The organism is Roseateles sp. UC29_93 (assembly GCF_042695725.1).
GTDB classification, from domain to species: Bacteria; Pseudomonadota; Gammaproteobacteria; order Burkholderiales; family Burkholderiaceae_C; genus Roseateles; species Roseateles noduli_A.
The window spans coordinates 3117782-3143723 of sequence record NZ_CP170545.1 but is presented as its reverse complement, the minus strand read 5'-3'; the positions used below and the strand labels follow the sequence as shown (position 1 = coordinate 3143723).

The window sequence follows — 25942 nt, the reverse complement described above, 5'->3', positions numbered from 1 at the left end:
GACGCCATGTACGCCTATACCGATTTCGACCGCCAGTTCGTCCACGCCCGCGCGGCCCAGTTCCGCGACCAGCTCGAACGCCATCTGGCGGGTCAGCTTCCCGACGACGACTTCCGCGCGCTGCGCCTGCAGAACGGCTGGTACATCCAGCGCCATGCGCCGATGCTGCGCATCGCCGTGCCGTACGGGGTGCTGGACAGCCGCCAGCTGCGCCAGCTCGCGCGCATCGCCCGTGAGCATGACCGCGGCTACGGCCACTTCACCACGCGCCAGAATCTGCAGTTCAACTGGATCCCGCTGCCGCAGTCGGCCGATGTGATGGACCTGCTGGCCGATGTCGATATGCACGGCATCCAGACCAGCGGCAACTGCATCCGCAACATCACCAGCGACGTCACCGCCGGCGTGGCCGCGGACGAGCTGATCGATCCGCGCCCCTATGCCGAGGTGCTGCGCCAGTGGTCGACGCTGCATCCGGAATTCGCTTTCCTGCCGCGCAAGTTCAAGATCGCGATCTCCGGCGCGAAGGAAGACCGCGCCGCGATCGCATGGCACGACATCGGCCTGCAACTGCGCAAGAACGACGCCGGCGAGATCGGCTTCCAGGTCTTCGTCGGCGGCGGCATGGGCCGCACGCCGATCATCGGCCAGGAGATCAGCCCCTTCGTGCCGTGGCAGCACATCCTGCTGTACCTCGAGGCGATCGTGCGCACCTACAACCGCTTCGGCCGCCGCGACAACATGTACAAGGCGCGCATCAAGATCCTGGTGAAGGCCGAGGGCCAGGCCTACTTCGACGCGGTCAACGCCGAGTACCAGGCCATCCTGAGCGACGACACCGGCAGCCACGAACAGATCATCCCCGAGGCCGAACTGGCGCGCGTCGCCGCCAGCTTCGTCGAGCCGCAAGGCGTGACCCCGGTGCCGGGCGTCGACATCTTCGACGGCGCCTCGCCGGCCTACCGCCGCTGGCTGGAGCGCAACGTCCACGCGCACCGCGTCAGCGGCTACCGGTCGGTGACGCTGTCGCTCAAGCGCGTCGGCCTGCCGCCGGGCGACATCACCGACGCGCAGATGGACGCGGCCGCCGCGCTGTCCGACGCGTACAGCCACGGCGAGCTGCGCGTCTCTCACGACCAGAACCTACTGCTGCCCTGGGTGCGCGAGAGCGACCTGCCCGCGCTCTTCGAGGCCGCCAAGGAACACGGTTTCGCCACGCCCAACATCGGCCTGCTGACCGACATGATCGTCTGCCCCGGCGGCGACTTCTGCGCGCTGGCCAACGCGCGCTCGATCCCGGTCGCGGCGGAGATCACCGACCGCTTCCAGGACCTGGACGAGCTCTGGGACATCGGCGACATCGACCTGCACATCAGCGGCTGCATCAACAGCTGCGGTCACCACCACAGCGGGCACATCGGCGTGCTCGGCGTCGACAAGGACGGCAGCGAGTGGTACCAGATCACGCTGGGGGGCTCGGACGGCTCGACGCTGTCGGGCACCGCGGTGCCGGGCAAGGTGATCGGCCCGTCCTTCGCCGCCGATGAGGCGGCCGACGCGGTCGAAGCCGTGATCGCCACCTACCGCCGCGAGCGCGAGGCCGGCGAACGCTTCCTCCAGACGGTCCGCCGCATCGGCCTGGACGCCTTCAAGCAGGCGACCAACGAGATCCGCCGCACCACCGCCAAGCACTGACCCCGAACACGGACCGCCGCCGCATCATGAAGTTCGTCTCCAAGGCCCAAGATCCCTGGCACACCTGCGCGGGCGAGGACGGCCCGCAGCCGCACCCCGCCGCCGCCGACCACAAGCTGCTGACGCTGGAGCAGTGGCACGCCGTGCGCGACACCTGGCCGGAAGGCCTGGCCACCGGCGTGATCCTGCCCAACGACATCGACGTGCTCGACCTGAAGGCCGACCTGCCGCGCCTCGCGCTGGTCGTGCTGCAGTTCCCGAAGTGGGTCGACGGCCGCGCCTACAGCCAGGCGCATGTGCTGCGCTCGCGGCTGCGTTACGCCGGCGAGGTGCGCGCGATCGGCGAAGTCCTCGTCGACATGCTGCCGCTGCTGCAGCGCTGCGGCGTCGACGCGGTCCAGCTGCGCGGCGATCAGAACCAGGAAGCGGCCGAGCGCGCGCTCGGCTTCTTCCCCGGCCACTACCAGGCGGACGTCAACGAGACGCGCCCGCTGTTCGCCCGCCAGGGGCACAAGGCCGAGGCCTGAGCATGAGCGGCGAGCTGTCTTCGCTGGACTTCGCGCCGATCGGCGGCGTCTCCGGTACCCCGTCGAACGGCGTGTCCGCGCTGCCCGGCGCCGCCGATGCGGGCGTCGGCTCGGCCATCGGCCTCTATGCCCGCAAGACCGCCGGCTTCGACGAACGCGTCGCGCGCACGGTCGAGGTCCTGAAGCAGGCCGCGGCGGACTTCGGTCCGGGCACGCTGCAGTCGACCTCGCTGGGCGTCGAGGACATGGTCATCACCGACCTGATCGCGCGCCACGGCCTGCCCATCGCGCTGGCGACGCTGGACACCGGCAAGCTGCACGAGCAGACGCTGGCGCTGATCCCGCGCATCCATGAACGCTACGGCATCGCGGTGGAAGTCTTCGCGCCGGTGAACGAGCAGGTCGTCCACTTCGTCCGCGCCAACGGCGAGGAACCGATGTACCGCAGCGTCGACCTCCGCAAGGCTTGCTGCGGCGTGCGCAAGCTGGAGCCGCTGTCGCGCATGCTGGCCGGCCGCAGCGCGTGGATCACCGGCCTGCGCCGCGAGCAGAGCGCCAACCGCGCCGAGGTCCCGTTCCGCGAAACCGAAACGACTGGCGACGGCCAGGTCCGCACCAAGATCAATCCGCTGGCCGAGTGGACCTGGGCCGACGTCTGGTACTACGTGCAGCAGCACGTGGTCCCCTACAACCCGCTGCATGACCAGTTCATGCCCAGCATCGGCTGCGCGCCCTGCACCCGCGCGATCGCCGTCGGCGAGGACTTCCGCGCCGGCCGCTGGTGGTGGGAGGACTCCGCCAAGGAATGCGGCCTGCACGCCACGCACGCCGAGCCTGACACCGCATCTGAACCCGAAGCGTCCCCCCCGACGTTGAACGCGACCTCCGGAGCCCCGGCATGAACGCCCCCCGTGAACCTCGAACAACTGCTGCCGCTGGCGGACCACCGCCATCTGGACCACCTCGAAGAAGAGGCCATCTTCATCCTGCGCGAGGTGGCCGCCGCCTTCGAGCGCCCCGCCCTGCTGTTCTCGGGCGGCAAGGATTCGTGCGTCGTGCTGCGTCTGGCCGAGAAGGCCTTCAAGCGCCGCATCGCCGGCAACGAGTTCGCCGGCAAGCTGCCCTTCCCGCTGGTCCACGTGGACACCGGCCACAACTTCCCGGAGGTGATCGAGTTCCGCGACCGCCGCGTCGAAGAGATGGGCGAGCGCCTGGTCGTCGGCCACCTGGAAGATTCCATCAAGAAGGGCACGATCCGCCTGGCGCATCCGCTGGAATCGCGCAACGGCCACCAGACGGTGACGCTGCTGGAGACGATCGAGGAACACCGCTTCGACGTGCTCATCGGCGGCGCCCGCCGCGACGAAGAGAAGGCGCGCGCCAAGGAGCGCATCTTCAGCCACCGCGACAGCTTCGGCCAATGGCAGCCGAAGGAGCAGCGGCCCGAGCTGTGGAACCTCTTCAACACCCGCATCCGTCCGGGCGAGCACTTCCGCGCCTTCCCGATCAGCAACTGGACCGAGCTGGACGTGTGGCTCTACATCGCCCGCGAGAACATCCCGCTGCCGTCGCTGTACTTCGCGCACGACCGCCAGGTGATCCGTCGCAAGGGCCTGCTGGTGCCGCTGACCGACGTGACCCCGCCGGAAGCCGGCGAGACCGTCGAGACGGCGCAGGTGCGTTTCCGCACCGTCGGCGACATGACCTGCACCTGCCCGGTCGAGAGCCCCGCCGCCAATGCCGCCGACATCGTCGCCGAGACGCTGACGGTCACCGTGTCCGAGCGCGGCGCCACGCGCATGGACGACCGCACCTCCGACGCCTCGATGGAACGTCGCAAGAAAGAGGGCTACTTCTGAAATGACGCAGCCCCCACGTTCACTTCGTTCACTGCCCCCCGAGGGGGCGCGGGCCTCCTTTGGGGCGGCCCGGCAGGAGTCCCGATGACCGTCCTTCACAAGATTCAGCAATCCGACGTCGACACGACGCACCGCGCGCTGCGCTTCCTGACCGCCGGCAGCGTCGACGACGGCAAGAGCACGCTGATCGGGCGCCTGCTCTTCGACAGCCGCGCGATCCTCGCCGACCAGCTCGACACGCTGGCCAAGCGCGCCGCCGGCCAGCCGATCGATCTGAGCCTGCTGACCGACGGCCTCGAAGCCGAGCGCGAACAGGGCATCACGATCGACGTGGCCTACCGCTACTTCGCGACCAAGCAGCGCAAGTTCATCATTGCCGACGCGCCGGGCCATGAGCAGTACACGCGCAACATGGTCACCGCCGCCGCGGGCAGCGATGCCGCCGTGGTGCTGGTCGACGTGACCAAGCTGGACCTGGCGGTCGACGACGTCCCGCTGCTGCCGCAGACGCGCCGCCACAGCCTGCTCGCGCACCTGCTGCGCGTGCCGGGCATCGTCTTCGCGATCAACAAGATCGACGCCGCCGCGAATCCGGGCGACGCGTTCCGCAAGGTCTCGGCCGCGCTGGAGAAATTCGCGTCGGCCGCCGGCATCCGCGTGACCGCGATCGTGCCGGTCTCGGCGCTGCGCGGCGACAACGTGACGCAGCCGCTCGAAGCGGACTGGTACGACGGCCCGTCGCTGCTGCAGGTGCTGGAGTCGCTGCCGACGGTGCAGGAAACGGTCGAGGCGCCGCTGGCGCTGCCGGTCCAGTACGTGGCCAAGGACGGCGACGGCACCGGCAACAACCCGCGCGTGCTGTGGGGCCGGATCGCGCAAGGCCAGGTGCAGGTCGGCGATGAAGTGCAGATCCTGCCGAGCGGCCAGACCGCCATCGTCGGCGAACTGCGCCGCGCCGGCGAGCCGGTGGCCGCCTCGGTCGCCGGCGAATCGGCCGGCCTGCTGCTGGACCGCCAGGTCGATGTCTCGCGCGGCGACTGGATCGTCGCCCCGGGCGCGGCCACGCCCCGGCGCACCTTCGAAGCCACCTTGGCCTGGCTCGACACCGAGCCCGCCGTCCTCGGCCGCAAGTACTGGGTGCGCCACGGCAACCGCTGGGTCCAGGCCCGCATCGCCGCCATCGACCACCGGCTCGACATCCAGACGCTGGCCGAGACCGAGGCGCATGAGCTGTCGGTCAACGAGATCGGCCACGTCACCATCGAGCTCCAGGCCGAGCTGCCGCTGCAGCCGTACGCGGACAACCGCGTCGGCGGCGCGCTGATCGTCGTGGATCCCACCAGCAACCGCACCAGCGGCGCGCTGCTGGTCCGCTGACCTCGTCCACCCCGAACGACCGCCAGGAGCCATCGCCATGGGACGTGTCCTCTTCGTCAGCGCCGGCCCCGGCGCCGCCGACCTGATCACGCTGCGCGGCGCGCGGGCGCTCGCGCTGGCGGACGTCGTGCTCTTCGACGCGCTCACCGACCCCGCGCTGCGCGACCTCGCGCCGCAGGCGAAGTGGCTCGACGTCGGCAAGCGCGGCTTCTGCCATTCCACCAAGCAGACGGCGATCAATGCCGCGCTGGTCCGCGAGGCCAAGTCGCATGACACCGTCGTCCGCCTGAAGGGCGGCGATGCCAGCGTCTTCGGTCGCCTCGAGGAGGAACTGCTGGCGCTGGCCGAAGCGGACATTCCGTACGAGATCGTCCCTGGCGTCACGGCTGCGATCGCAGCCGCGGCGCAGACCGGGCGCCCGCTCACGCGGCGCGGCGCGGGCCGCAGCGTCGCGCTGACGACCGCGATGACGCGCGAGGGCGAGCTCCAGGCCGGCAGGTCCGCCGACACCGAAGTCTTCTACATGGCCGGCCAGCAGTTGGCCGCCCTCTCCCGCCGGCTGCTCGCCGCGGGCTGGGAGGCCGCGACGCCGGTGAGCGTCGTGTCGCGGGCGGGCTGCGCCGATGCGCTGTCCAGCGAGCACGAGGTGGCGTCGCTGGGCGCGGCGTCGATGCTGCACAAGGGGCGGCCGACGGTGGTGATCGTCGGGGCGGGCGCGGCCCCGCTGGCCGGGGCGCCGCGTGCCGATCTGGGCGATTACGCGACGCCGTCCTCACGCCAAGACCTTGAGCCGCGCGGGCCGGAATCCCTGGTCCAAACACCGAACGTTTAAAATCTCCCGTTTTCCGTCAGCGCGACCTCGCCCATAGCCAGGGGATCGCTGATTTTCGAGGGCCCCTCCGCCGGCCCCGCCACTAGAAGAGCCGCCATGACCCACGTCGTCACCGAAGCCTGCATTCGCTGCAAATACACCGATTGCGTCGATGTCTGTCCCGTCGACTGCTTCCGCGAAGGTCCGAACTTCCTGACCATCGACCCCGATGAATGCATCGACTGCGCGGTCTGCATCCCGGAGTGCCCGGTGAACGCGATCGTGCCGGAGGAAGACGTGCCCGGCGACCAGCAGATCATGATCAAGCTGAACGCCGACCTGGCGAAGAAGTGGCCCAGCATCACCAAGCGCAAGGCCCCGCTCCCGGACGCCGAGGAGTGGAAGGACAAGACGGGCAAGATCGATCAGCTGGTCCGCTGACCGATCCCCTCATCCCGCGGCGTCGGACCCTGCCGGCGGCCGCCCCACACAAGAATGGAAACGCAAGTGACTGAAGCGACCTCCGCCCCGCACGCGGGCGTGATCGAGACCGATGCCGTCATCGTCGGCGCGGGCCCGGTGGGCCTGTTCCAGGTGTTCGAACTGGGCCTGCTCGAGATCAAGGCCCACATCATCGATTCGCTGGCCTATCCCGGCGGCCAATGCATCGAGCTGTACCCGGACAAGCCGATCTACGACATCCCGGCGCTGCCGGTGGTGACGGGCAAGGAGCTGACCGACAACCTGATGAAGCAGATCGAGCCGTTCGGCGCGACCTTCCATCTGGGCCAGGAGGTCACGACGGTCGAGAAGCAGGACGACGGGCGTTTCTTCGTCGCGACCAGCAAGGGCACGCAGTTCCTGACCAAGACCATCTTCATCGCGGGCGGCGTGGGCTCGTTCCAGCCCCGCACGCTGAAGATCGAGGGCATCGACAAGTTCGAGGGCTCGCAGGTCCATTACCGCGTGCGCAACCCGTCGCAATTCGCGGGCAAGAACCTGGTGATCATCGGCGGCGGCGACTCGGCGCTGGACTGGGCGCTGAACTTCTGCGCGGCCAATGACGATGGCAATCCGCACAAGGCGGAGAGCGTGATCCTGGTGCACCGTCGAGACGGCTTCCGTGCCGCGCCGGCGTCGGTCGCCAAGATGAAGGAGCTGTGCGACGCCTACGAGATGCAGTTCATCGTCGGTCAGGTCAGCGACCTGGACGAGGGCGAGGATTCGTTGAAGGGCCTGAAGGTCACGGGCGCGGACGGCGTGACGCGCATCGTGCCGGCGGACCAGGTGCTGGTGTTCTTCGGCCTGTCGCCGAAGCTGGGCCCGATCGCCGAATGGGGTCTGGCGCTGGAGAAGAAGCAGATCCAGGTCGACACCGAGAAGTTCCAGACCAGCGTGCCGGGCATCTTCGCGGTGGGTGACATCAACACCTACCCGGGCAAGAAGAAGCTGATCCTGTCGGGCTTCCACGAGGCCGCGCTGGCCGCGTTCGGCGCGATGCCGATCATCAACCCGGACAAGCGCGTGCACCTGCAGTACACGACCACCAGCCCGAAGCTGCACAAGGTGCTGGGCGTCGAGACGCCGAATTTCGACTGAGTCCCACCTCGCAGGACCGCAGGTCCCCGACAGAAAGAATGCCCGCCTGGCGATGCCTGCGGGCTTTTTCCTTTGTTGTTGCTTGACAGCGCACGGTCGATCCAGCGCGCGATCGAGTGAGCGGGCGCGCCGTGAAGGCACGCCGCTCTCGATCAGGCCTGCGGACCTTCAATCGCCGGCTTCGCGGCGTGCGGCAACGCGCCACTGCCCTGCGAGAGCATGCCGGCCAGCGACTGCGCAACGCCGGTGATGCCTTCGTTGGACAGCCCCGCGTCCTTCATCACCGCGTCGACGATGGGCTTGGCGATCTGGTACTGCAGCGCCGAGTTCATGACCTGTTCGGGGAAGGTCGCGCCGCCGGCCGCGCCATGGGCGCCCTGGCCGTTCGCCGCGCCTGTGCCGTCGCCGCCCGCACCCGGCATGCCGTTGACCTGGAAGATGCGGATCGAGTCGATCTTCTCCATCGGACGCACGGCCTGCTCCAGGATGTTGGGCAGCTGCTGCAGCAGCATCGTGCGGACCTGCAGGTCGATCTGAGCGGCAGACAAGGTGTTCAGCGCTTCGTTGATCGCGCGGCGACCTTCGGCCTCCGCCAGCGCCGCGGCCTGCTTGGCCGTGGCTTCGATGGTCAGCGCCTCGGCACGGTCCAACGCGGCCTCCTTCTCGGCGGAGGCCGACACGCGGACCGCGATGGCCAGTTGTTCGGCTTCCTTCGAGGCCTCGATCAGCTGGATGCTCTTTTCCCGCTCCGCCACCGCGACCTGACGCGCCGTGTTCACGAGTTCCTCTGCCTTCACGGCCTCGGAGCGCGCCAGGTTGGCGGCCGCGTCCGCGTCGGACTGCTCGCGCGACTTCGTCGCGATCGCGATCTGCGTGTCCTGACGCGCCATCTCGACCTGCTTGCGCTGCTCGGCGCGCTGCATCTCGGTCTTGCGCTCCAATTCGATCTCGCGGGTCTGGAGGACCAGATTCTTTTCGATCTCCGCCGACTTGATCTCGCGATCGGCTTCGATGCGCTTCTGGCTCACCTGACGTTCGGCCTCGATCTTGGCGGCTTCGGCCTGGCGGCCGCGCTCGGCCTGCTGCGACGCGATCAACGCGACCTGCTCGGCGCGGGTGATCTCGATCTCACGCTGCTGCGCCAGGCTCGCGAACTCTTGATCCTTGTCGATCGTCAGCTTCTGGCGCGTGGCGTCCAGGTTCTTGGTCCGGACCTGCACCTCGGTGTCCTGCTCGACGTCGTTGCGCTGCTTGCGGCGCGCCTCGGTCTGCTCGGTCAACCGCGTCAGGCCCTCCGCATCGAAGGCGTTGTTCGGGTTGAAGAACTGCTTGTCCGTCTGGTCCAGGCTGGTCAACGAGACCGACTCCAGTTCCAGGCCGTTCTTCTCCAGGTCTTCGGCGACGGCGTTCTGCACGGCCTGCACGAAGTCGCGGCGCTTGTCCTGCAGCTCCTGGATCGACATCGTCGCGGCGGTCGCGCGCAGCGAGTCGACGAACTTGTCTTCGACCAGCGCCTTGAGCTCGTTCGGGCTCAGCGTGCGGGCACCCAGCGTCTGGGCGGCGATGCTCACGGCTTCCTCCGTCTGCTTCACCCGGACGAAGAACGCGGCGGTCACGTCGACGCGCATGCGGTCACGGGTGATCAAGCTCTCGCGCTCGCGACGCACGACCTCGAGCTTGAGCGTGTTCATGTTGACCAGCACGCGCTCGTGGAAGACCGGCAGCACGATGGCGCCGCCGTCCATGATCACTTTCTGGCCGCCGAGACCGGTACGGACGAAGGCGGTTTCCTTCGTCGAGCGCTTGTAGAGGCGCGCGAAGATGATGCCGATCGTGAGCAGCGCCAGCAGGGCGATGCCGGAGATGACCAGCAGCTCGATCAGGTTGTCCATGGACTGTTTGCTCCCTCGATGAAACTTTGAATTCGGGTGGGCCGGTGGATCCGGCGCTCTGGAACGGAGGAACGTGCCGGGCGTTCGTTGCGGCGGGCGACGGTCTACATCAGCGTCGGATGCGGGTTGTGGATGCAGCGGTAGAAGGCGCCGACCTTGCTGACGATGAGCACCTGCACGCCTTCCTCGAAGACCTCGTCGTCGACATCGGGCTCGACCATCAGGTAGTGCGAACGACCGTGCACGTCCTTGACCCTGGCCTGCGCGGCAAGGCCGCGGCGGGCGGCGCCGGCAACGACGACACCGACCCGGCCGACGAGGCTCTGCTCGCTGATGGCGCTGGTCTCGTCCTGCGGAATGATGTGCGCGATCAGCGCGCCCAGGCCGCGGACGGTGGCCAGTCCGGCGGGCACGGCGGCGATGCCGGCGGCGGCGGCCGGCAGGTAGCCGCCGAAGAGCCCGTTCATCACGACCTGCAGGCTGTAGCCGAAGACCGTGTAGCCGGTCAGGAAAAGCAGCAGCAGCACGAGCGCCGGCACCTTGCCCAGATGCAGCCAGCCGAGCACGCGGTCGAGTGCGCTGTCGCCATGGATGTCGGGCAGCCAGTCGTCGATCAGGTTGCTCGGGCTGAACGAGATCAGCATGCCCGCGCCCTCGACGAGCGCGACACCGACGATCAGCGCGAACCCGATGCCGAACGGCAGGTTCTGCGGCGCGGTGAACAGGCTCATGACTTCGTGGCCTTCAGTTGCGCCATGCGCTCGGCGATCTTGTTGTCGCGGACGAGGTCGTCCAGCTCCTTGAGCTGGGCGGCCTGCTGCAGGCTGTTCTGGCGCGCGGTGCCGGCCAGGCCCGTCTGGCGTTCGTAGACGCGGTCGAAGGCGTCGGTGACCTTGCCGATGCGGTGGGCGGCACCGGCGGCGCCGCCGACGCCCGCAGGAGCCGTCACGGTGGCGGCAGCGGCAGCGCGGCTCCTGCGGAATTCGGCGAGCGCGTCCTGCATCTCGCGCTTCTTCGCCAGCAAGGCGGCGACGAAGCCGGTCAGCTCGTTTTCCTGGCGGGCGTGCTCGGCGAGCGTGGTCTCCAGCACGGGCAGTTGCGCCTCGATGTCGAGCTGACGAGCGACCGCGGCGCGGGCGAGGTCTTCGCGGCCGGCGGTCATCGCCTCGTCGATCTGCGACGACAGCGACGCGTGCAGCTGGTTGAGGTTGGCGTGCTGGCGCTGGGACAGATGCCGGTTGGCGGAGACGGTGCCCAGCTCGTGGCGCACGTCGTCGATCACGGCATCGGCCTCGCGGATCGACTGCTCCATCGTGGCCTCGGGAGCCTGGTCCTCGATGCGATCAAGGAGGGCATGGACGCCGCCGGCGATCACGCGGCCGACGCGGGTCTTCAGGGAGTCGGTCATCTCAGTTGCCTTTCGGGAGCGGAGCGGATTGCAGGGGATGGGCGAGTTCGAGCGTGTTGCCCAGGTGACGGCGCACGACCTGCGGGTCGTAGGCGGAGGCGGTGAGCGGCGTCCCCTGTCTGAGCAGCGTTTCACTCAGCGCGGAGGCGCGGCGCACCAGCGCTTCCTCGAACTTGCGGGCCTCGTCGGCGTCGGCGGGCGCCTGGCTGATGGCCAGCGCGAGCGCGCCCACGAAGTGGTCGAGCAGCAGGCTGACGACTTCGGAATGCTGGCCGGAATCGTTCTCGACCCGGACCAGCGACTCACGGAGCCGCGCCGTCAGGTCGCGGGTCCAGGCATGGGCGGTCACGTAGTCGAAGGCGCCGTCGTGCTGCCGCTTGAGCTGGCCGAGCAGCACGCGGAGCTTGTCGCTGTTGGTGGCCGCGCCTTCGACCTGCAGCTGCGACAGCCAGAAGTAGAGGTCGCTCGGGACGCGGGCCGACAGGGGCTCCATGGTGGGGGGCGAACTGCTCGGAGTCATGTCGGGGGCCGGAAAGCGTTGGGACGAGTCCAGTGTATTCATCTGAATTCACTCGTCAACAATCGAGTTCAGTCGCATTTTCTGGCGACCCCTCAGATTTTTCCGAAGTCCTCTTTCCGCTCCGAGAGCGGAGTGGACCGGGCGAGGTCGCGGCAGTCAATCACCCTCCCCCATTGGTGGGAGGCGCAAGCTTGTGATTGGTCAATGCAGGGGTGGAACAAGAAGGGGACGATGCCTACGCCAACGATCACCTCCCACCGCATTTCCATATCCGCGCCAACGACGGCAGCAAGGCAGTTGTGGCCATCAGGGATCTGAAAGTGATCGCGGGAAACGTGCCCCGCGCTGCCTTGTCGGAAGCGCTGGCCTAGGCAGAGACCAAGCGGCCCTTGCTAATGAAGGCATGGAAGGAACTGAATTCATGAAGACACCGCAGTTCACTCTGATCAGCGTCGCGCCGACGCCACGGGCGTCGTTGCTCCTGACTTTCGCCGACGGGGAGAAGTTCGAGGTCGATCTGGTCGACGTCATCACGAAGCTTCGCTCTCTCGAACCGTTGAAGGATCAGACTCTCTTCATGAAAGCGCGCCTGGGTGAGTTCGACGACACCGTCGTCTGGGACGAGGATGGCGCGTTGGAACTCGCGGCCGACAACCTTCGCGCGATGGGCATCGAACAGACGGGCGGCATCTCCCACGAGTTCATCGTCAGTTGGATGTACGAGAACGGGCTGGATCTGGAGACGGCGGCCATCGCCTTGGGGATGTCGCGTCGCATGGTCGCGTACTACCGCAGCGGGGCGAAGGCTGTTCCTCGGACCGTGGCATTGGCCTGCCTCGGTTGGCGGGCGATGAAGCTGGGCCAGGTCGACGATCGATTCGCGCTGGCCGCGTGAGCTCACGCGGCCAGCCTAGATCCCCGAGCCCCTCACCGGATGCCAGAGAATCCCCGCCAGACCCGCGTTATGCGGGCATTTCTTGTGAGGGAGAAAAGACCGATGCCATCCACATTCAACGGGACCGGGACGAAGTACGTCGGCGAACGCGAGCACGATCGCGGCGGTCGATACATCACGACGAAGTGGATCGTCCTCCTCGGACTGCCACTGGTGCCACTCAGCTCATGGCGCGTCTTTCCGCCCCATGATGGCGCCCCGCAGGATCACTCGCATCTGCTCAGCAGCGGCGCCAGCCTCACGGGACAATCCGTGGCCGCAGAGCCCGTGCCGCTGAACTGGCGACAGGTGTTGAACGTCTATGCGATCGTGATCCCGGTGATCGCGTTCCTGGTCTGGACGTTCTTCCGCCTGCTCCCGGGCGGCATCAAGTTTTAAGCCATCTGCTGTCGAAACACCCATTACCCCGAGCTCGGCCCACATGCCAATGGCTGGCACGCCCCCAACAGGACTGAAAGCACAACGCCCGGCACGGGCCGGGCGTTTGTGGGGAGCGTCAGGGGCTGTGTCAGCCGATGGCTTGCTCCATCGCTACAGCGCAACCGTCAGGGCTTACTGAGCCGAAGCGATCTGGACAGCGTCGGCCGACGTGTCGCGGCGGCCGGTGATGTACACGGTCGGCAGCTGTTCGCGCTTGACGGTGATGACCACCGGATCCAGCGTGACGATCGAGGCGCGCATCTCGCGCTGGCCTTCGGCGTGGGCGATGCCCAGGCCGAGCACCACGGCGGTCACGGCGCCGAAGAGGACGGCCTTGACGGTGGTTTCGGTGGCGGAAGCGATGTGGAAGCGGTCGGTGGTCATGTCGTTCTCCTGAAGGGGTTTGCTGTGTCGATGGAGTCAGTCTCGTCATCGACCCGGCTGCTTGCGAGCGTCAGGAGACGAAGCTGCGCGGCGGCGGCGTGAACTGCATCAGCGGCGGACGAGCGGGAGCGGCTCCGGGCGGTCCTCAACGGAAAACGCCGCCAGGACCTGCGTCCTGACGGCGCTGTGCGGCTTGATTCAAGGCTCAGCGGGCGGACACGCCCTCGGTGACGGCGCCCTTGCCTTCCTTGGCAGCGAAGCGCTGCACCAGCTCGGCGTACTTCGGCGAGGACTTCAGCGCCGCGTAGCGCGCTTCAGCCTGGGCACGTTGGTTGGCGTTCAGGGCGAAGTCCTCGGTACGGTCCACGGCGGCCAGGCCGGATTCACGATAGATCGCCAGGTCGGCCAGAACTTCGGCACGGCTCTTCTGGGTCTGCGTGATCGGGTCGAGGTGGCTGTAGCTCTGCGCGAAGGCCGGCACGGCAGCGGCGGACAGGGCGATCAGGGCGGTGGCGATCAGGGTCTTGGCGGTCATGATGGGTTCCTTTGAGAGAGCGTTGGATCAGGGTGTCTGGGGTCTTTGGCCGGCGTCGTTTGCCGATGCCTGAAGGTTAGGTGCGGGCCCCGTTTGGATAAACGATCCCCGTCGCAATGGGCCGTTGTGATCGCCGCAACAATCGCCCGCGCTCAACCGCGCCGGTACGTCAGGTCGGGCCAGTGGCCGGCGAATCGCTGGTGCTGGAGCGTGGCGCCGATCAGGGCGTGTACCCTTGTCATCGACAACCTTCACCATGGCATCCGACTTGGACGACGATCAACACCCTTGGGACGCACTCTCCGACGAGGAACTGGCGTCAATGCGCGCGCCGACACCTGCCGAGGCGTCTCAGGTGGATGCGCTGTTGCTGGCCGCATCCAGCACCAGATGGCAGAAGGTCGCTCGTGTCATCGCCACGGTGATGAACGACTTCGAACGGAGGTTCCCGGATATGCCGTTTGAGTTCCTGAGTTATCGCGTGCAAGAGCTCGGAGGCCTTGGGACGCTGGAGGTCGCCGGCGACCCCTTCAGGCCAAGATACTCGGAGATCCGGCTACATCAGCCTGCGGGTGGCGCCAGCGAGTGACGCCCGTGAAATCCATCGACACCCTGCTCCAGCAGGTTGAGAGCACGGATGCCGGCGTTCGCCATGTGGCGGCGCTCGAACTGATGGACCGCGGCGACGCGCGAGCGGTCCCCGTCCTGTGGAGGGTCATCAATCGGCCAGAGAACGTTAACCATCGCGGCACGCTGGTCCATGCGTTGTCGGCCTTCGATCAGTCGGAGCACCTGGAATCGCTCGTGTCTCTCGCCCTCACGGGGAATTTTGAAGTCTCCATGGGGGCTTTCGCCATTCTTGAGGACAACACGGCCCCCACTGGATCGCTGGAGCGCATACGCGCGCAGCTGGCGCAGCATCCCGTCGAAAGCCTGACTCAAGAGCACCACGTCGAGGCCCTTGAAGCCCTGCTGGAACTTCTTCAGACCGAGTAGACAAGCTCCGGTAGTCAGAAAGCAAAACGCCCGGCACGGGCCGGGCGTTGGGGGGGAGCGTCAGGGGCAGTGTCAGCCAGGGGCTTGCTCCATCGATACAGCTCAACCGTCAGCGCTTACTGGGCGGAAGCGACCTGGATGTCATCAGCCGACGTATCGCGGCGGCCAGTGATATAGACGGTCGGCAGCTGTTCGCGCTTCACGGTGATCACCACCGGATCCAGCGTGACGATCGAGGCGCGCATCTCGCGCTGACCTTGTGCATGAGCGATCCCGAGACCCAGGGCCAGCGCCGCGATGGCACCGAAGGCGACGGCCTTGACGGTGGTGCTGGTGGCGGAAGTGATGCTGAGGCGGGTGGCGTTCATGTCGATCTCCTGAAGGCGTTTGCTGTGTCGATGGAGTCAGTGTCGTCATCGGCCCGGCTCATTGCGAGCGTCAGGAGACGAAGCTGCACGGCGGCGGCGTGAACTGCATCAGCGACGGACAAACGGACAGCGCCATCGGACGCTCTCAATGAGAAACGCCGCCAGGACCTGCGTCCGGGCGGCGCTGCGGGGGGCTGGATCGAGGCTCAGCGGGCGGACACGCCTTCCGTGACGGCGCCCTTGCCTTCCTTGGCAGCGAAGCGCTGCACCAGTTCGGCGTACTTCGGCGAGGACTTCAGCGCCGCGTAGCGGGCTTCAGCCTGGGCGCGTTGGTTGGCGTTCAGGGCGAAGTCCTCGGTACGGTCCACGGCGGCCAGGCCGGATTCACGATAGATCGCCAGGTCGGCCAGAACTTCGGCACGGCTCTTCTGGGTCTGCGTGATCGGGTCGAGGTGGCTGTAGCTCTGCGCGAAGGCCGGCACGGCAGCGGCAGACAGGGCGATCAGGGCGGTGGCGATCAGGGTCTTGGCGGTCATGATGGTTTCCTTTGAGAGAGCGTTGGATCGGGGTGTCTGGGGTCTTGGGCCGGCGTCGTTTGCCGATGACTGAAGGTTAGGCGCGGGCCTCGTCTGGATAAACGGGCCGCGTCGGAATGGGCCGTTGTGATCGCCGCAACAATCGCCGGCACAAAGCAAGACGCCCGGCATTGCCGGGCGTCTTGCATTGGAGCGAACCGAAGGGCGTCAGTCCGTGGATCGCTCCACCGATACAGCGCGACCTGGGACGTTCACTCGGCCGAGGCGACTTGCGTGTCGACCGCGTCGGCGCTGCGACGGCCGGTGATGTAGACCGTGGGCAGCTGTTCGCGCTTCACGGTGATCACCACCGGATCCAGCGTGACGATCGACGCACGCATCTCGCGCTGCCCTTGTGCATGAGCGATCCCGAGACCCAGGGCCAGCGCCGCGATGGCACCGAAGGCGACGGCCTTGACGGTGGTGCTGGTGGCGGAAGTGATGCTAAGGCGGGTGGCGTTCATGTCGATCTCCTGAAGGCGTTTGCTGTGTCGATGGAGTCAGTGTCGTCATCGGCCCGGCTCATTGCGAGCGTCAGGAGACGAAGCTGCGCGGCGGCGGCGTGAACTGCTTGGGCGGCGGACAAACGGGAACGGCCCTCGGCGCGCGACAGGCCTGGCCGTCGATGCGGGCAGTGATGCTCGACTAGAATCACCACCACTCGCCAGCCCGTCCGGCGAGTTTCGCTAGGGGTGCTGCGCCATCGATCCGTCGACGGCACGGCTGAGAAAGTCCCTTTGAACCTGTTCTGAAGCCACCGGCAACGGTGGACTTCGATGCCGCCCTCTGGCGGCAGAGGTAATCCTCGCGCAGGGAAGCATGCCTTCGACACGCCTCGTGTCCCGCACGCCGCCTTCTCATCGGCGTGTCCGGTTTGCCGACCTGCCATCGCATTTCTGGCTTCGGCACATCGATGGCAACTTCGTCCGCTCTGAATTCCTTCCCGCTGCATCGGCTCGCGATCGCGCTGATCGCCGGCGGCGTCTCGGTCCATGCCGGTGCGCAGTCGACGACGTCGGGCGCCGCGCCCGCCACTGCGTCGGCCAACACGTCGACCAGCGCGCAGGCGACCTCCCCCGCCCTGCCCAGCGTCGTCGTCAAGGGCACGTCGGAAGCGCCCGTCATGGCCGGCGGCTTCGGCGACACGCCCGTCGCCAAGCTCCCGATCCAGGCGAGCATCGTCACCGCCGAGCAGCTCACCGATCGCGGCCTGTTCAGCATCGCCGGACTCACGCTGCTCGACGCGAGCGTGGGCGACTCGTACAACTCGGCGGGCTACGTCTCCTATCTGAAGATCCGCGGCTACGACCTCGACAACCGCTTCAACTACCGCCGCGACGGTCTGCCGATCAACGCCGAAACCGCGCGGTCGCTGGCCAACAAGAGCAGCCTCGAAGTCATCAAGGGCACGACTGGCATCCAGGCCGGCACGAGCGCGCCGGGCGGCCTGGTCAACCTCGTCGTGAAGCGCCCGACGGTGGAGCTCACCAGCGTGCGCCTGGGCGTCAGCGAACGCGGCACCGTCGAGTCCGCGATGGACTGGAGCCACCGCTTCGGCGACGGTCAAGGCAACGACAAGGCCTTCGGCCTGCGCGTCAACATCGAGGCCGCCAAGCTGCGCCCTGAGCTGCGCGATGCCGACGGCAACCGCTGGATGATGGCCGTCGCCGGCGACTGGCGCGTCACGCGCGACACGCTGGTCGAGGCGGAAGTCGAGATCAGCCGCCAGTCCCAGCCGAGCCAGCCCGGCTTCAGCCTGCTCGGCGACAAGCTGCCCGACGCGAAGTCCATCGACCCGCGCATCAACCTGAACAACCAGTCGTGGAGCCAGCCGGTGGTCTTCGAGGGCCGCACCGCTTCGCTGCGCGTGCAGCATCAGCTGAACGCCGACTGGAAGCTGCAGGCGCACGCGGCGATCCAGCGCCTGGTGAACGACGACCGCCTCGCCTATCCGTTCGGCTGCACCGCGGGCGACGGCACCTACTACCCGAGCACCTACTGCCCCGACGGCACCTTCGATCAATACGACTTCCGCAGCGACAACGAGCATCGCAACAGCGATGCCCTCGACCTGTCGGCGCAAGGGAAGCTGAGCCTGCTGGGCATCGAGCACCAGGTGTCGACCGGCGTGCTGTTCTCGCGCTACAAGAGCCGGCTGCAGGGTCAGGCCTACAACTGGGCAGGCACCGGCAACATCGACGGCACGCTGCCCACGGTGGCCGATCCGACGCTGGGTTCGACCAACACGGACCGCACCGAGCGCAGCACCGAGTTCTACTTCCGCGACGCGATGCAGTTCAGCGCGCAATGGCAGGGCTGGCTGGGTGTGCGGCACACGCGTCTGGATCGCGAGTCGTTCAAGGTGAACGTGCCCGCCGGCGAGAGCGACGAAGCGACGAGCTATCGCCAGTCGGTCACGACGCCGTGGCTGGGCGTGAGCTACGCGATCGACCCGCAGTTGCTAGCCTATGCGAGCTGGGGTGAAGGCGTCGAATCGGCGGTCGCGCCCAACCTGCCGATCTACGTGAATGCGGGCCGGCCGCTGGCGGCGATCCGCAGCAAGCAATGGGAGATCGGTCTGAAGTCGGGCAGCCGCACGGTGGACTGGTCGATCAACTACTTCGACATCAGCAAGCCGGCGACGAACGATGTGCCGGTCGTGGTGGGCGGCGAGGACAGACTCGAGAGCCGCATCGACGGCAAGCAGAACCATCGTGGCGTGGAAGCCCAGGCCGACCTGAAGTGGACGGGCGGCGGCCTGATGGTGAGCGGCATGAAGCTGCACGCGCGCCGCGACGGCAGCGCGGACGCGACGCTCAACGGCCTGAAGCCGACGAACGTGCCGGAGACGGTGCTGAAGCTGCAGGCGCGGCACAGCGCGGGCATCCCCGGGCTGGAGTTGCTGGCGGGCGTGGTCTACGAGGGCAAGCGGATGGTGGTGCCGGACAACTCGGTGGCGATCCCGAGCTGGACGCGACTGGACCTGGGCGCGCGCTACGAGCAGAACGTCGGACGGCAACTGCTGATCTGGCGGGTGGGCGTGGACAACGTGACGGACCGTCGCGCGTGGCGCGAGTCGCCCTACCAATACGGACACGTCTACCTGTACCCGCTCGCCAATCGCACATGGCGGGCGTCGGTGGAGTGGGTCTTGTGATGGTCTGATTTTTCTGTGTATACTCTTAGGCTCTGATCCCCGATAGCTCAGTCGGTAGAGCGCCGGACTGTTAATCCGTAGGTCCCTGGTTCGAGCCCAGGTCGGGGAGCCAAGATCAGACAACGAAGGTCTTCGGACCTTCGTTTTATTTCAGCCGGCGTCCGACCGAAGACGCTGGCCCAAGAATTCAGATCGATTGGATCTGAGCAGACTTTTCCTCGATAGCTCAGTCGGTAGAGCGCCGGACTGTTAATCCGTAGGTCCCTGGTTCGAGCCCAGGTCGAGGAGCCAAAATTGAAGCCCCATTCGCGCAAGCGGATGGGGCTTTTTCTTTGCGAAGTTCGGCCCCTCGAGCGACCTCACACAGGGTCAGGCAGCGCCCGGCGTGCGAGCGCCGGCGTATCGACATCCCACCCGGCCTGGAAGTCGGGACGCTTGCCCGCACGCAGCGATAGCCCCCAACCGGCGCCGGCATCGATGCGCGTGGGCAGTTGGTGCCGGTCGATCTCGCCTTCCAGCGTCATCGCCAGATCCAATGCGAAGACCGAATCGCCGATGTGCCATGAATGGTTGAAGGTGCCGCGGAACACCGATGTCCGCGGGTCCTTGCTCGCGAAGTAGGTCGAGCAATCCACATTGATCGCCTTCGAGTGCGCCGTCGGCGGAAGCCCGACTCGCCCGGCACGCGGTGCTGTCCCGAGCCGCTTTGCATTCGAGACGCCCAGCACCTTGTCGAATCGGTTGGCGTAGTTGGTCACTCTGACGCAGCGATCGAACATGGCTCGACCCCATTCGCTGGAGGCATCGAGTGCAGAGGATGCAATGTCGCCCCCGATCAGCGCGACCTGCGCGACACGCCAGTCCGCCCTGTAGAGATCGCCGCGCTTCTGCGCCTGATTGAAGGCTTCGAGGATCACGTACGCGCCCGTCGAATGGCCGACCAGATGGGTGTTCAATCGACAGGGGCTCTGAGGATCGTTCTGCGCGTCGATCAGCAGACCGATGGCGTCCTTCACCATGCGGTCCGACACTGCGGCCGCATCGGAGCGGTCTTCCAGGTAGTTCAGCGTCGAGTTCGCGCTCGGCCAGTCGAAGGCCACGACGGCACCCCGCCAGCCCTGTTCCCGCAGCGATGTCTCCAGCATCTCGGTGCGCCAGAGCACTGTCTCGATATCGTTGTTGTACCCATGGACGAAAACCAGAACATCGCCCTTGGTGCCGGTGATTTCGTCCTCCTCGCCATCGGCCGCAGCACAGACAAGCCTGCGCCAACGCGTTGGATCCTTGATCACGTGCGACGGGTCATAGGACTTCTGTCCGAAGGGTACGCGGATGAAATGCGTCTCACCGGGTTCGGTGCCAAATCGACCTCTGCGGTCGATCTCCCGCGTGGTAATCAGGTATGTGTAGTCGATCGCGGCCATTCCACCTCCCGGCATGAGCGAAAGGTGGCAGCGTGCAGGAACTGAGCCGGCGCCGAATCATTCAGTTTGATGACGCGGCGGGCAGGTATCTCAACGAGTGATCAAGGCCAGCCCCGATGGCAACTCGCGAGTCAGGTGATACAACCACTCGGTCCAGCAAATCCAGGGAGGAAAAAATGGACTTCATTGATCAACTGCGCGTACTGTCAACACGCATCGCGAATACCAAAGCACTGATCCAGACCGAAGAGGCGACGAAGAACGCCATGGTCATGCCATTCATTCAAGCGCTCGGATACAACGTCTTCGACCCGCTCGAGGTCACGCCCGAACTTGTGGCTGACGTGGGCACCAAGAAGGGCGAAAAGGTCGACTACGCCATTCTTCGAGCGGGCAAGCCGATCATGCTTTTCGAGTGCAAGAAAGCTGGTGGCGACCTGAGCATCAATCACGCGGGTCAGTTGTTCCGGTACTTCCACGTCACCGAGGCGCGCTTCGGTGTGCTCACGAACGGCTTGGTCTACCGCTTCTTCACCGACCTCGAACAACCGAACAAGATGGACGAGAAACCGTTCTTCGAGTTCAACATTCTCGATTTCAACGAGAGAGACGTCGAGGAACTGAAGAAGTTCGCGAAGGCAGCATTCGACCTGGAGACGATCCTCACGACGGCCAACGAGCTCAAGTACACACGAGCGATCCAGACGCGCCTGGCCGAGTGGATGATCAATCCAGCCGAGGAATTTGTCAGGCTGGTATCCAGCGATCTTCTCGGCACGCGCAGGTTCACGCCTGCAATCAAGGATCAGTTCACGCTGATTACCAGGCGTGCATTTGAGCAACTGCTAGGCGAGCGGATCAACGATCGACTGAAAGGTGCGATGGCCCCTGAGACGGTGTCGGTGCCAGACCCGATCGTCGTCGCAGCGCCCTCTGCTCCAGTCCTACCGCCAGCCTCCATCCCAGACGAGCCGCAGGTGGTGACCACCCCAGAAGAGCTGGAGGCATTCCATACGGTGCGCGCGCTTGTCCGGAACTTGGTTCCATCCAAGCGCGTGGTCATGCGCGACGCTCAAAGCTACTGCGCGATCCTGTTGGATGACAATAATCGCAAGCCAGTTTGCCGACTGAGATTCAATAACACGCAGAAACTTCGGCTCGGGCTCTTCAGCGCAGACAAAAGCGAGGAACAGTTTTCGCTGGAATCCGTCGATGACATCCACAATTTCGCGGATCAGCTGCGAGCTACCGTTGCCTCCTATCTACAGCCGGCGGCCAGTTGATCGCCGGTTTTCTCACTTGACCTGAGGTCGAGGAAAGCTGAATTGAAGCCCCATTCGCGGAAGCGGATGGGGCTTTTTCTTTGCATCCAACCCAGCGCCGCCAGCCCGACCACCCACAGCAGCATCGTGGCCGGTTCCGGCACGGCAATTGGAATCGGCACAGTCAGATCAGGCCCGACGATGCGCCCGAAATCGACCGGCAGATTCTCCGGACCGGCATTGGCGCCGGAATAGATGAAGAAGTTGTTGGCCGTCCCCGTGTCGGGCGCATGGGTCGTGCTGAATGAAAACGTCATCAGCTTTCCGGGGTCCGTTTCGGGCGTCAAAGTCACCCACATCCAGAACGAGCCCGCGACCTCAATGCCCGGCTGCGTCCAGCCGCCAACTGCAAGGTAGAGGTCCCAACCCGCCGGCTCGGTATGCGATACCCAACGCGGCGCGTCATGGCTGGGCGTGCTGTTCGAGAGCACGCCGAACTCATGGAACCCGCCCGACGGAAGCTGGCTGGTGTCGAGGACATAGGTGTAGGTGTACAGCCCCGTCAATTGGCTGAACGTGACGTCTCCAGTCACGGCCGGCGCCGACTGCGCGGCACCGCTCAACCAGGCGAGACACAGGATCAACAGACGCATCAGTTTCATTGCGATCTCCCATTGGGTCGGAGCAGAAGCTTGTCCACGCGACGGGCTGGACGCAAGGCACGCGCATCGAAATTTCCAGCGACAGGGGCAGGCACGCCAACGCGAATGTCGACGAGGGAAGATCGTCGGGACACCATCGGCAACATCTCAGGTCAACTGCAGCGTGCATCGGTGCGTTCGATTCGTTTCAGGGAGACTTCATATGAAAAAGATCCGGCCAACCTTCATCGGCGTGCTGCTCGGCGTCTGCGCCGCGATGGGCGCCCACGCCCAGGTCTGGAAATGCACCGTCGACGGCAAGACCCACTACTCGGACCAGCCGTGCGCGGCGAAGGGCGAGCAGATGAAGCCGCAATCGCTGCAAGGCAATGTCATTGATACGTCGGCGGACCGTGCGGCTGCAGAGCGTTCCAGAGCAGCGGCTGAACAACAGCAGGCCAACGCGCCTCAGGCTTCAGCACCGACCGCGCCGTCCAACTACTGCCCCTCCGATCGCGACATCACCGCGATGGAGACCAAGGCCAGTTCCATCTCGCTGAGCGCGGACGCCAAGCGCTTCGTCCAGGACGAGATCCGACGCGCGCGCCAATGCCAGAAGGGCCAGGGCAACTACACCGCCTCCGACTGGAACGTGAGCAAGCAGGCCGTCGACGCGCAGAGCAGCCTGACCGGCGGTGCCGACGCCCGCCGTCGCGCCGAGGCGATGCACAGCGCCGCCAACGCCAGCGAGGGCGACCGCATCGCGCGTCAGCGCGAAGTCGACGACCGCAATGCCCAGCGCCGAGTGAACCAGCAGCAACCGCTGCGCGATCGCTGAAGGTGTTGGACACTCCGCCAAACTCCAGGGAGAGGCAGAGTGGACACCACCGACATCCGTACCGATGCCAAGGTCGCCGTCCTCGTCGACTGCGACAACACCACGCCGGAGATCCTCGAGCACGCCTTGAGCGTCGTCGCCCAGTTCGGGCGCGTGATCATCCGGCGCGGTTACGGGAATCACACGACGCTCGCGAACAAGTGGCAGGAGGCGCTCGTGCGCCTCGCTTTCACGCCCTGCCTGCAGTACCAGTACGCGGCGGGCAAGAACACCGCCGACATCGCACTCGCGCTCGATGCCATCGAGGCGCTCTTCGACCGACGCGCGGACACCTTCTGCATCGTCACCAGCGATTCGGACTTCGCCTACCTCTGCCGCAAGCTGCGAGAGCGCGGATCGACCGTGCTCATCGTGGGCGAGGCGAAGACGCCGGCGGCGCTCCGCAACGCGAGCGACCAATTCTTCGAGTGGGCACCGCCCGAGGTCGTCGCACCCGCCGTTGCGGGGCCTGCGGCGGCCAAGCCGGCAGCACCTGCAGCAGCGTCCAAGCCCAAGCAACGACCGAAGGCACTGGTCAACGCCGTCAAGCTGATGGCGGCTGATACCCCCGATGGCCGCGTCCATGTCGGAACGCTGGGCTCCTATCTGCGCCGCACTGATCCTGGCTTCTCACCCCAGACGTTCGGGCACTCCGGTCTGGTCAGCATGCTGAAGACCTACGACTTGCTGAATGTGCGGCAAGAACCCGGTGGCCACTGGACCGTCGCGCTCGCCGCCGGCAACAACGCCGCATGACGGCTCAATGCGTCAACCGGCTCTTCCGCCAAGCCAGGTAGCTGCCCAGTTCCGGCAACGGCAGGAAGCCCTCGTCATCGGGATCCGCGGGCACTTCGCAGACTTCCACCAGGTCGACGTCCGTCGCCGCAGCCTTCTCTCCCAGCGCGGTGTCCAGGATCAGCAGCAGCCCGTTGGCGAAGTCCTCTTCCTGGTCGTCGTTGAAGCCTTGCACGGCAACACGCAGGCCGAGCACCTCCGGCGAATCGGGATCCACGAGTGGCTCGAACCACATGTCTTCCGGGTTCAGTTCCAAGCCTCGATAGCCGATGCTGAAGCCGAAGCCCATCGGCGGCTTCAACGGCACTGCCGTCCATCCCGGCAACTCCGGCGCCACCGAGACCATCGCCTCGACCAGCGGGAACAGCTCCCAGTCGCCCTGAGCGGTGATGACGAACTCGCGGTCCTTGTCGCCGGCCGCCGAGACCTCGAACCACAGGCCTTCGTTCAACGCTTGAAGACGTTCCAGCAACTCGTCCCAGAACGGGTCGTCCGGCGATTCCATGGCATCCAGGTCTGACTGGCGCGACACCAGCCAGGTCCAGAAGGCATTGATCTGTTGAGGGTTGAGGTCGACGTCGAGGTGGTCTTGCATGCGAGGCTCCAATCGGCGCGATTGTGCGTCGGCCTTCAACGTCTTCGCGTCAACAGCCCCCGCCACCGCTCCCAATCCTTGGTCACCGGCGGCAATGCCAGCACGAACAGCACCGTCGCCAGCGGCACCACGCACACGAACCCGACGTATTTGAACCCCAGCGCCCCCGCGCCGCCGCCGAGCACGAACGCCGTCAGCAAGCCGCCCGCGCGTTTCGCCCGCAGCCGGTCATGCCGCACCGCCGCGCGCTTCACCGACGGCTGCCGGTTCCAATAAAGCATCTTGCCGAGCTCCATCCCGAGGTCGGTGATGTTCCCCGTCATGTGGGTGGTGCGGATGCTCCCGCCCGAGGTCTTCGATCCCACCGCGTTCTGCAGTCCCATGATGAACGCCAGCAGCAGCACCGTCAGCGGCACCGCGAACGGCGTGTGCCACGTGAGCGTGATCGCGCCCATCAGCCCGAACGGGAACAGCAGCGCCGCCTCCAGCATCAGCGGCAGCGCATAGACGCTGCGCAGGCCGTGCTGCCTCGCCCAGTTCACCAGCACCGCGCACACCGCCGCGCCGGCCAGGAAGGCCAGGATCGCCCCCAGCGCGTTCAGCACCAGCGTCCCCTGCCCCATCACCGCGCCATCCGCCAGCTGCGAAGCGAAGCCCGTCATGTGCGATGTGTAGCGCTGCAGGACCAGGAACCCGCCCGCATTCACCGCCCCCGCGTTGAACGCGAGCAGCAGCCCCAGCGCCTGGTTCGTCGACGGCGCGCGATGGCGGCTCGTCAGGTGCAGCAGTCGCCTCACGGCGCCTCCCGATGTCGTTCACGGTGCGGCCGATGATACGGGCGCGCCCGTCCAACGCCGGCGGTCGGATGCCCTCAGTAGGTCGAGGGATGGCCGTCGAGCTTCGCGCCGTACTTGGTCAGCGTCTTGTGCAGGCGGCCGAAGTCGATCGGCTTGACGAAGTAGTCGTCGAAGATCAGATCCTCGGCGGACTCGAAGTCCGTGTTCAGCGGCGTGCCGCTGACCGCGATCGCGATCAGCGCCGGCAGGCTGAGCTTCAGCCGCCCCGCCAGATGCCGGCCGTCGGCGTCCGGCATGTCGATGTCGGTGATCAGGATGTCCGGCTCCCACTTCAGCCCGATGCCGATCGCCTCCAGCCCGCTGCGCGCCACCCGCAACTCGAAGTTGTAGACCGTGAGCAGTTCGCGCAGGAGATCGAGCGAGTCCGGCTGGTCATCGGCGACCAGCACCTTGAGGCGTTCCGACATGGTTTG

At 66.3% G+C, this 25942-nt stretch carries 31 protein-coding genes and 2 tRNA genes; 19 read left to right on the top strand and 14 right to left on the bottom strand.

Translation table 11 applies throughout. The features are described 5' to 3' along the window. Window positions 1–6 precede the first annotated feature (6 nt). The 8 genes from ACFJIX_RS14590 to ACFJIX_RS14555 all read left to right on the top strand — a co-directional run bounded on the left by ACFJIX_RS14590 (window position 7) and on the right by ACFJIX_RS14555 (window position 7868). Window positions 7–1695 carry a nitrite/sulfite reductase gene (locus ACFJIX_RS14590; protein ID WP_377161218.1) on the top strand — a complete coding sequence of 563 codons (1689 nt, stop codon included), beginning with the start codon at window positions 7–9 and terminating at the stop codon, window positions 1693–1695. A gap of 26 nt (window positions 1696–1721) precedes the next feature. Further along, window positions 1722–2222: a DUF934 domain-containing protein gene (locus ACFJIX_RS14585; protein WP_377161216.1), complete on the top strand. Its 501-nt coding sequence runs from the start codon at window positions 1722–1724 to the stop codon at window positions 2220–2222. Window positions 2223–2224: 2 nt separating this feature from the next. Next, window positions 2225–3124 (top strand): phosphoadenylyl-sulfate reductase, encoded by a 900-nt coding sequence (locus ACFJIX_RS14580; protein ID WP_377161214.1) that lies wholly within the window; start codon window positions 2225–2227, stop codon window positions 3122–3124. 9 nt (window positions 3125–3133) lie between these two features. Continuing rightward, window positions 3134–4081: a sulfate adenylyltransferase subunit CysD gene (gene cysD, locus ACFJIX_RS14575; RefSeq protein WP_377161212.1), complete on the top strand. Its 948-nt coding sequence runs from the start codon at window positions 3134–3136 to the stop codon at window positions 4079–4081. Between the two features lie 84 nt (window positions 4082–4165). Beyond that, window positions 4166–5458, top strand: a complete 1293-nt coding sequence (locus tag ACFJIX_RS14570) for a sulfate adenylyltransferase subunit 1 (RefSeq protein ID WP_377161210.1) — start codon at window positions 4166–4168, stop codon at window positions 5456–5458. 37 nt (window positions 5459–5495) lie between these two features. Then, entirely contained in the window at window positions 5496–6290 is a 795-nt protein-coding gene (gene cobA / locus ACFJIX_RS14565; protein ID WP_377161208.1) for a uroporphyrinogen-III C-methyltransferase, read from the top strand. Window positions 6291–6386: 96 nt separating this feature from the next. Next, window positions 6387–6710 carry a ferredoxin FdxA gene (fdxA, locus tag ACFJIX_RS14560; RefSeq protein ID WP_297529664.1) on the top strand — a complete coding sequence of 108 codons (324 nt, stop codon included), beginning with the start codon at window positions 6387–6389 and terminating at the stop codon, window positions 6708–6710. A 66-nt stretch (window positions 6711–6776) separates the two neighbouring features. Further along, on the top strand, window positions 6777–7868 hold the full coding sequence (locus ACFJIX_RS14555; RefSeq protein ID WP_377161206.1) for an NAD(P)/FAD-dependent oxidoreductase: 1092 nt from the start codon (window positions 6777–6779) through the stop codon (window positions 7866–7868). A gap of 152 nt (window positions 7869–8020) precedes the next feature. On the opposite strand, the gene ACFJIX_RS14550 is transcribed toward ACFJIX_RS14555, so the two are convergent. From ACFJIX_RS14550 to ACFJIX_RS14535, 4 genes are all read right to left on the bottom strand, one after another. Next, window positions 8021–9760, bottom strand: a complete 1740-nt coding sequence (locus tag ACFJIX_RS14550) for a flotillin family protein (RefSeq protein ID WP_377161204.1) — start codon at window positions 9758–9760, stop codon at window positions 8021–8023. A 104-nt stretch (window positions 9761–9864) separates the two neighbouring features. Next, the gene (locus ACFJIX_RS14545) at window positions 9865–10491 is read right to left on the bottom strand and encodes a YqiJ family protein (RefSeq protein WP_377161202.1); all 627 of its coding nucleotides are present in this window, start codon (window positions 10489–10491) and stop codon (window positions 9865–9867) included. Continuing rightward, a complete protein-coding gene (locus ACFJIX_RS14540; protein ID WP_377161200.1) occupies window positions 10488–11168 on the bottom strand; it encodes a PspA/IM30 family protein in 681 nt (226 codons plus the stop codon). The genes ACFJIX_RS14545 and ACFJIX_RS14540 overlap by 4 nt, the downstream gene beginning before the upstream one ends. 1 nt (window position 11169) lies before the next feature. Beyond that, on the bottom strand, window positions 11170–11661 hold the full coding sequence (locus ACFJIX_RS14535) for a hypothetical protein (RefSeq protein WP_377161198.1): 492 nt from the start codon (window positions 11659–11661) through the stop codon (window positions 11170–11172). Window positions 11662–11900: 239 nt separating this feature from the next. Between ACFJIX_RS14535 and ACFJIX_RS14530 the strand changes: the two genes are divergently transcribed. From ACFJIX_RS14530 to ACFJIX_RS14520, 3 genes are all read left to right on the top strand, one after another. Continuing rightward, window positions 11901–12059: a DUF4160 domain-containing protein gene (locus tag ACFJIX_RS14530; RefSeq protein WP_377161196.1), complete on the top strand. Its 159-nt coding sequence runs from the start codon at window positions 11901–11903 to the stop codon at window positions 12057–12059. A gap of 50 nt (window positions 12060–12109) precedes the next feature. After that, window positions 12110–12583 carry a hypothetical protein gene (locus ACFJIX_RS14525; RefSeq protein ID WP_377161194.1) on the top strand — a complete coding sequence of 158 codons (474 nt, stop codon included), beginning with the start codon at window positions 12110–12112 and terminating at the stop codon, window positions 12581–12583. 102 nt (window positions 12584–12685) lie between these two features. After that, entirely contained in the window at window positions 12686–13021 is a 336-nt protein-coding gene (locus ACFJIX_RS14520; protein ID WP_377161192.1) for a hypothetical protein, read from the top strand. 174 nt (window positions 13022–13195) lie between these two features. Here the strand turns inward: ACFJIX_RS14520 and ACFJIX_RS14515 are convergent, their stop codons facing one another. Then, window positions 13196–13447: a hypothetical protein gene (locus tag ACFJIX_RS14515; protein WP_377161190.1), complete on the bottom strand. Its 252-nt coding sequence runs from the start codon at window positions 13445–13447 to the stop codon at window positions 13196–13198. A gap of 205 nt (window positions 13448–13652) precedes the next feature. Beyond that, complete coding sequence (locus ACFJIX_RS14510) at window positions 13653–13982, bottom strand: DUF4148 domain-containing protein (protein ID WP_377161182.1); 330 nt, start codon at window positions 13980–13982, stop codon at window positions 13653–13655. Between the two features lie 256 nt (window positions 13983–14238). Between ACFJIX_RS14510 and ACFJIX_RS14505 the strand changes: the two genes are divergently transcribed. Further along, the gene (locus tag ACFJIX_RS14505; RefSeq protein WP_377161188.1) at window positions 14239–14571 is read left to right on the top strand and encodes a DUF3658 domain-containing protein; all 333 of its coding nucleotides are present in this window, start codon (window positions 14239–14241) and stop codon (window positions 14569–14571) included. Between the two features lie 5 nt (window positions 14572–14576). Further along, the gene (locus ACFJIX_RS14500; RefSeq protein ID WP_377161186.1) at window positions 14577–14978 is read left to right on the top strand and encodes a HEAT repeat domain-containing protein; all 402 of its coding nucleotides are present in this window, start codon (window positions 14577–14579) and stop codon (window positions 14976–14978) included. A gap of 116 nt (window positions 14979–15094) precedes the next feature. Here ACFJIX_RS14500 and ACFJIX_RS14495 read toward each other — a convergent pair whose 3' ends face one another. The 3 genes from ACFJIX_RS14495 to ACFJIX_RS14485 form a co-directional block, all read right to left on the bottom strand. Then, the gene (locus ACFJIX_RS14495) at window positions 15095–15346 is read right to left on the bottom strand and encodes a hypothetical protein (protein ID WP_377161184.1); all 252 of its coding nucleotides are present in this window, start codon (window positions 15344–15346) and stop codon (window positions 15095–15097) included. A 206-nt stretch (window positions 15347–15552) separates the two neighbouring features. Continuing rightward, complete coding sequence (locus ACFJIX_RS14490; RefSeq protein ID WP_377161182.1) at window positions 15553–15882, bottom strand: DUF4148 domain-containing protein; 330 nt, start codon at window positions 15880–15882, stop codon at window positions 15553–15555. A gap of 251 nt (window positions 15883–16133) precedes the next feature. Next, a complete protein-coding gene (locus ACFJIX_RS14485) occupies window positions 16134–16385 on the bottom strand; it encodes a hypothetical protein (protein ID WP_331615332.1) in 252 nt (83 codons plus the stop codon). Between the two features lie 449 nt (window positions 16386–16834). Between ACFJIX_RS14485 and ACFJIX_RS14480 the strand changes: the two genes are divergently transcribed. The 3 genes from ACFJIX_RS14480 to ACFJIX_RS14470 all read left to right on the top strand — a co-directional run bounded on the left by ACFJIX_RS14480 (window position 16835) and on the right by ACFJIX_RS14470 (window position 19369). Beyond that, window positions 16835–19078 carry a TonB-dependent siderophore receptor gene (locus ACFJIX_RS14480; protein ID WP_377161180.1) on the top strand — a complete coding sequence of 748 codons (2244 nt, stop codon included), beginning with the start codon at window positions 16835–16837 and terminating at the stop codon, window positions 19076–19078. 36 nt (window positions 19079–19114) lie between these two features. Further along, window positions 19115–19190: transfer RNA gene (locus ACFJIX_RS14475), tRNA-Asn, on the top strand. Between the two features lie 103 nt (window positions 19191–19293). After that, window positions 19294–19369: transfer RNA gene (locus ACFJIX_RS14470), tRNA-Asn, on the top strand. 68 nt (window positions 19370–19437) lie between these two features. Here ACFJIX_RS14470 and ACFJIX_RS14465 read toward each other — a convergent pair. Then, window positions 19438–20502: an alpha/beta fold hydrolase gene (locus ACFJIX_RS14465; RefSeq protein ID WP_377161178.1), complete on the bottom strand. Its 1065-nt coding sequence runs from the start codon at window positions 20500–20502 to the stop codon at window positions 19438–19440. Between the two features lie 176 nt (window positions 20503–20678). Between ACFJIX_RS14465 and ACFJIX_RS14460 the strand changes: the two genes are divergently transcribed. Further along, window positions 20679–21785, top strand: coding sequence for a type I restriction endonuclease (locus tag ACFJIX_RS14460; RefSeq protein ID WP_377161176.1), 1107 nt, complete (start codon window positions 20679–20681; stop codon window positions 21783–21785). Here ACFJIX_RS14460 and ACFJIX_RS14455 read toward each other — a convergent pair. Continuing rightward, complete coding sequence (locus tag ACFJIX_RS14455; RefSeq protein WP_377161174.1) at window positions 21761–22426, bottom strand: PEP-CTERM sorting domain-containing protein; 666 nt, start codon at window positions 22424–22426, stop codon at window positions 21761–21763. The two genes, ACFJIX_RS14460 and ACFJIX_RS14455, sit on opposite strands and share 25 nt — an antisense overlap. 202 nt (window positions 22427–22628) lie before the next feature. Between ACFJIX_RS14455 and ACFJIX_RS14450 the strand changes: the two genes are divergently transcribed. Continuing rightward, on the top strand, window positions 22629–23243 hold the full coding sequence (locus ACFJIX_RS14450) for a DUF4124 domain-containing protein (protein WP_377161172.1): 615 nt from the start codon (window positions 22629–22631) through the stop codon (window positions 23241–23243). A 39-nt stretch (window positions 23244–23282) separates the two neighbouring features. Beyond that, window positions 23283–24038, top strand: coding sequence for an NYN domain-containing protein (locus ACFJIX_RS14445; protein WP_377161170.1), 756 nt, complete (start codon window positions 23283–23285; stop codon window positions 24036–24038). A 4-nt stretch (window positions 24039–24042) separates the two neighbouring features. On the opposite strand, the gene ACFJIX_RS14440 is transcribed toward ACFJIX_RS14445, so the two are convergent. The 3 genes from ACFJIX_RS14440 to ACFJIX_RS14430 form a co-directional block, all read right to left on the bottom strand. Beyond that, complete coding sequence (locus ACFJIX_RS14440) at window positions 24043–24672, bottom strand: hypothetical protein (RefSeq protein WP_377161168.1); 630 nt, start codon at window positions 24670–24672, stop codon at window positions 24043–24045. Between the two features lie 35 nt (window positions 24673–24707). After that, on the bottom strand, window positions 24708–25469 hold the full coding sequence (locus ACFJIX_RS14435; RefSeq protein ID WP_377161166.1) for a YoaK family protein: 762 nt from the start codon (window positions 25467–25469) through the stop codon (window positions 24708–24710). A gap of 74 nt (window positions 25470–25543) precedes the next feature. Further along, window positions 25544–25936: a response regulator gene (locus ACFJIX_RS14430; RefSeq protein WP_377161164.1), complete on the bottom strand. Its 393-nt coding sequence runs from the start codon at window positions 25934–25936 to the stop codon at window positions 25544–25546. Window positions 25937–25942 lie beyond the last annotated feature (6 nt).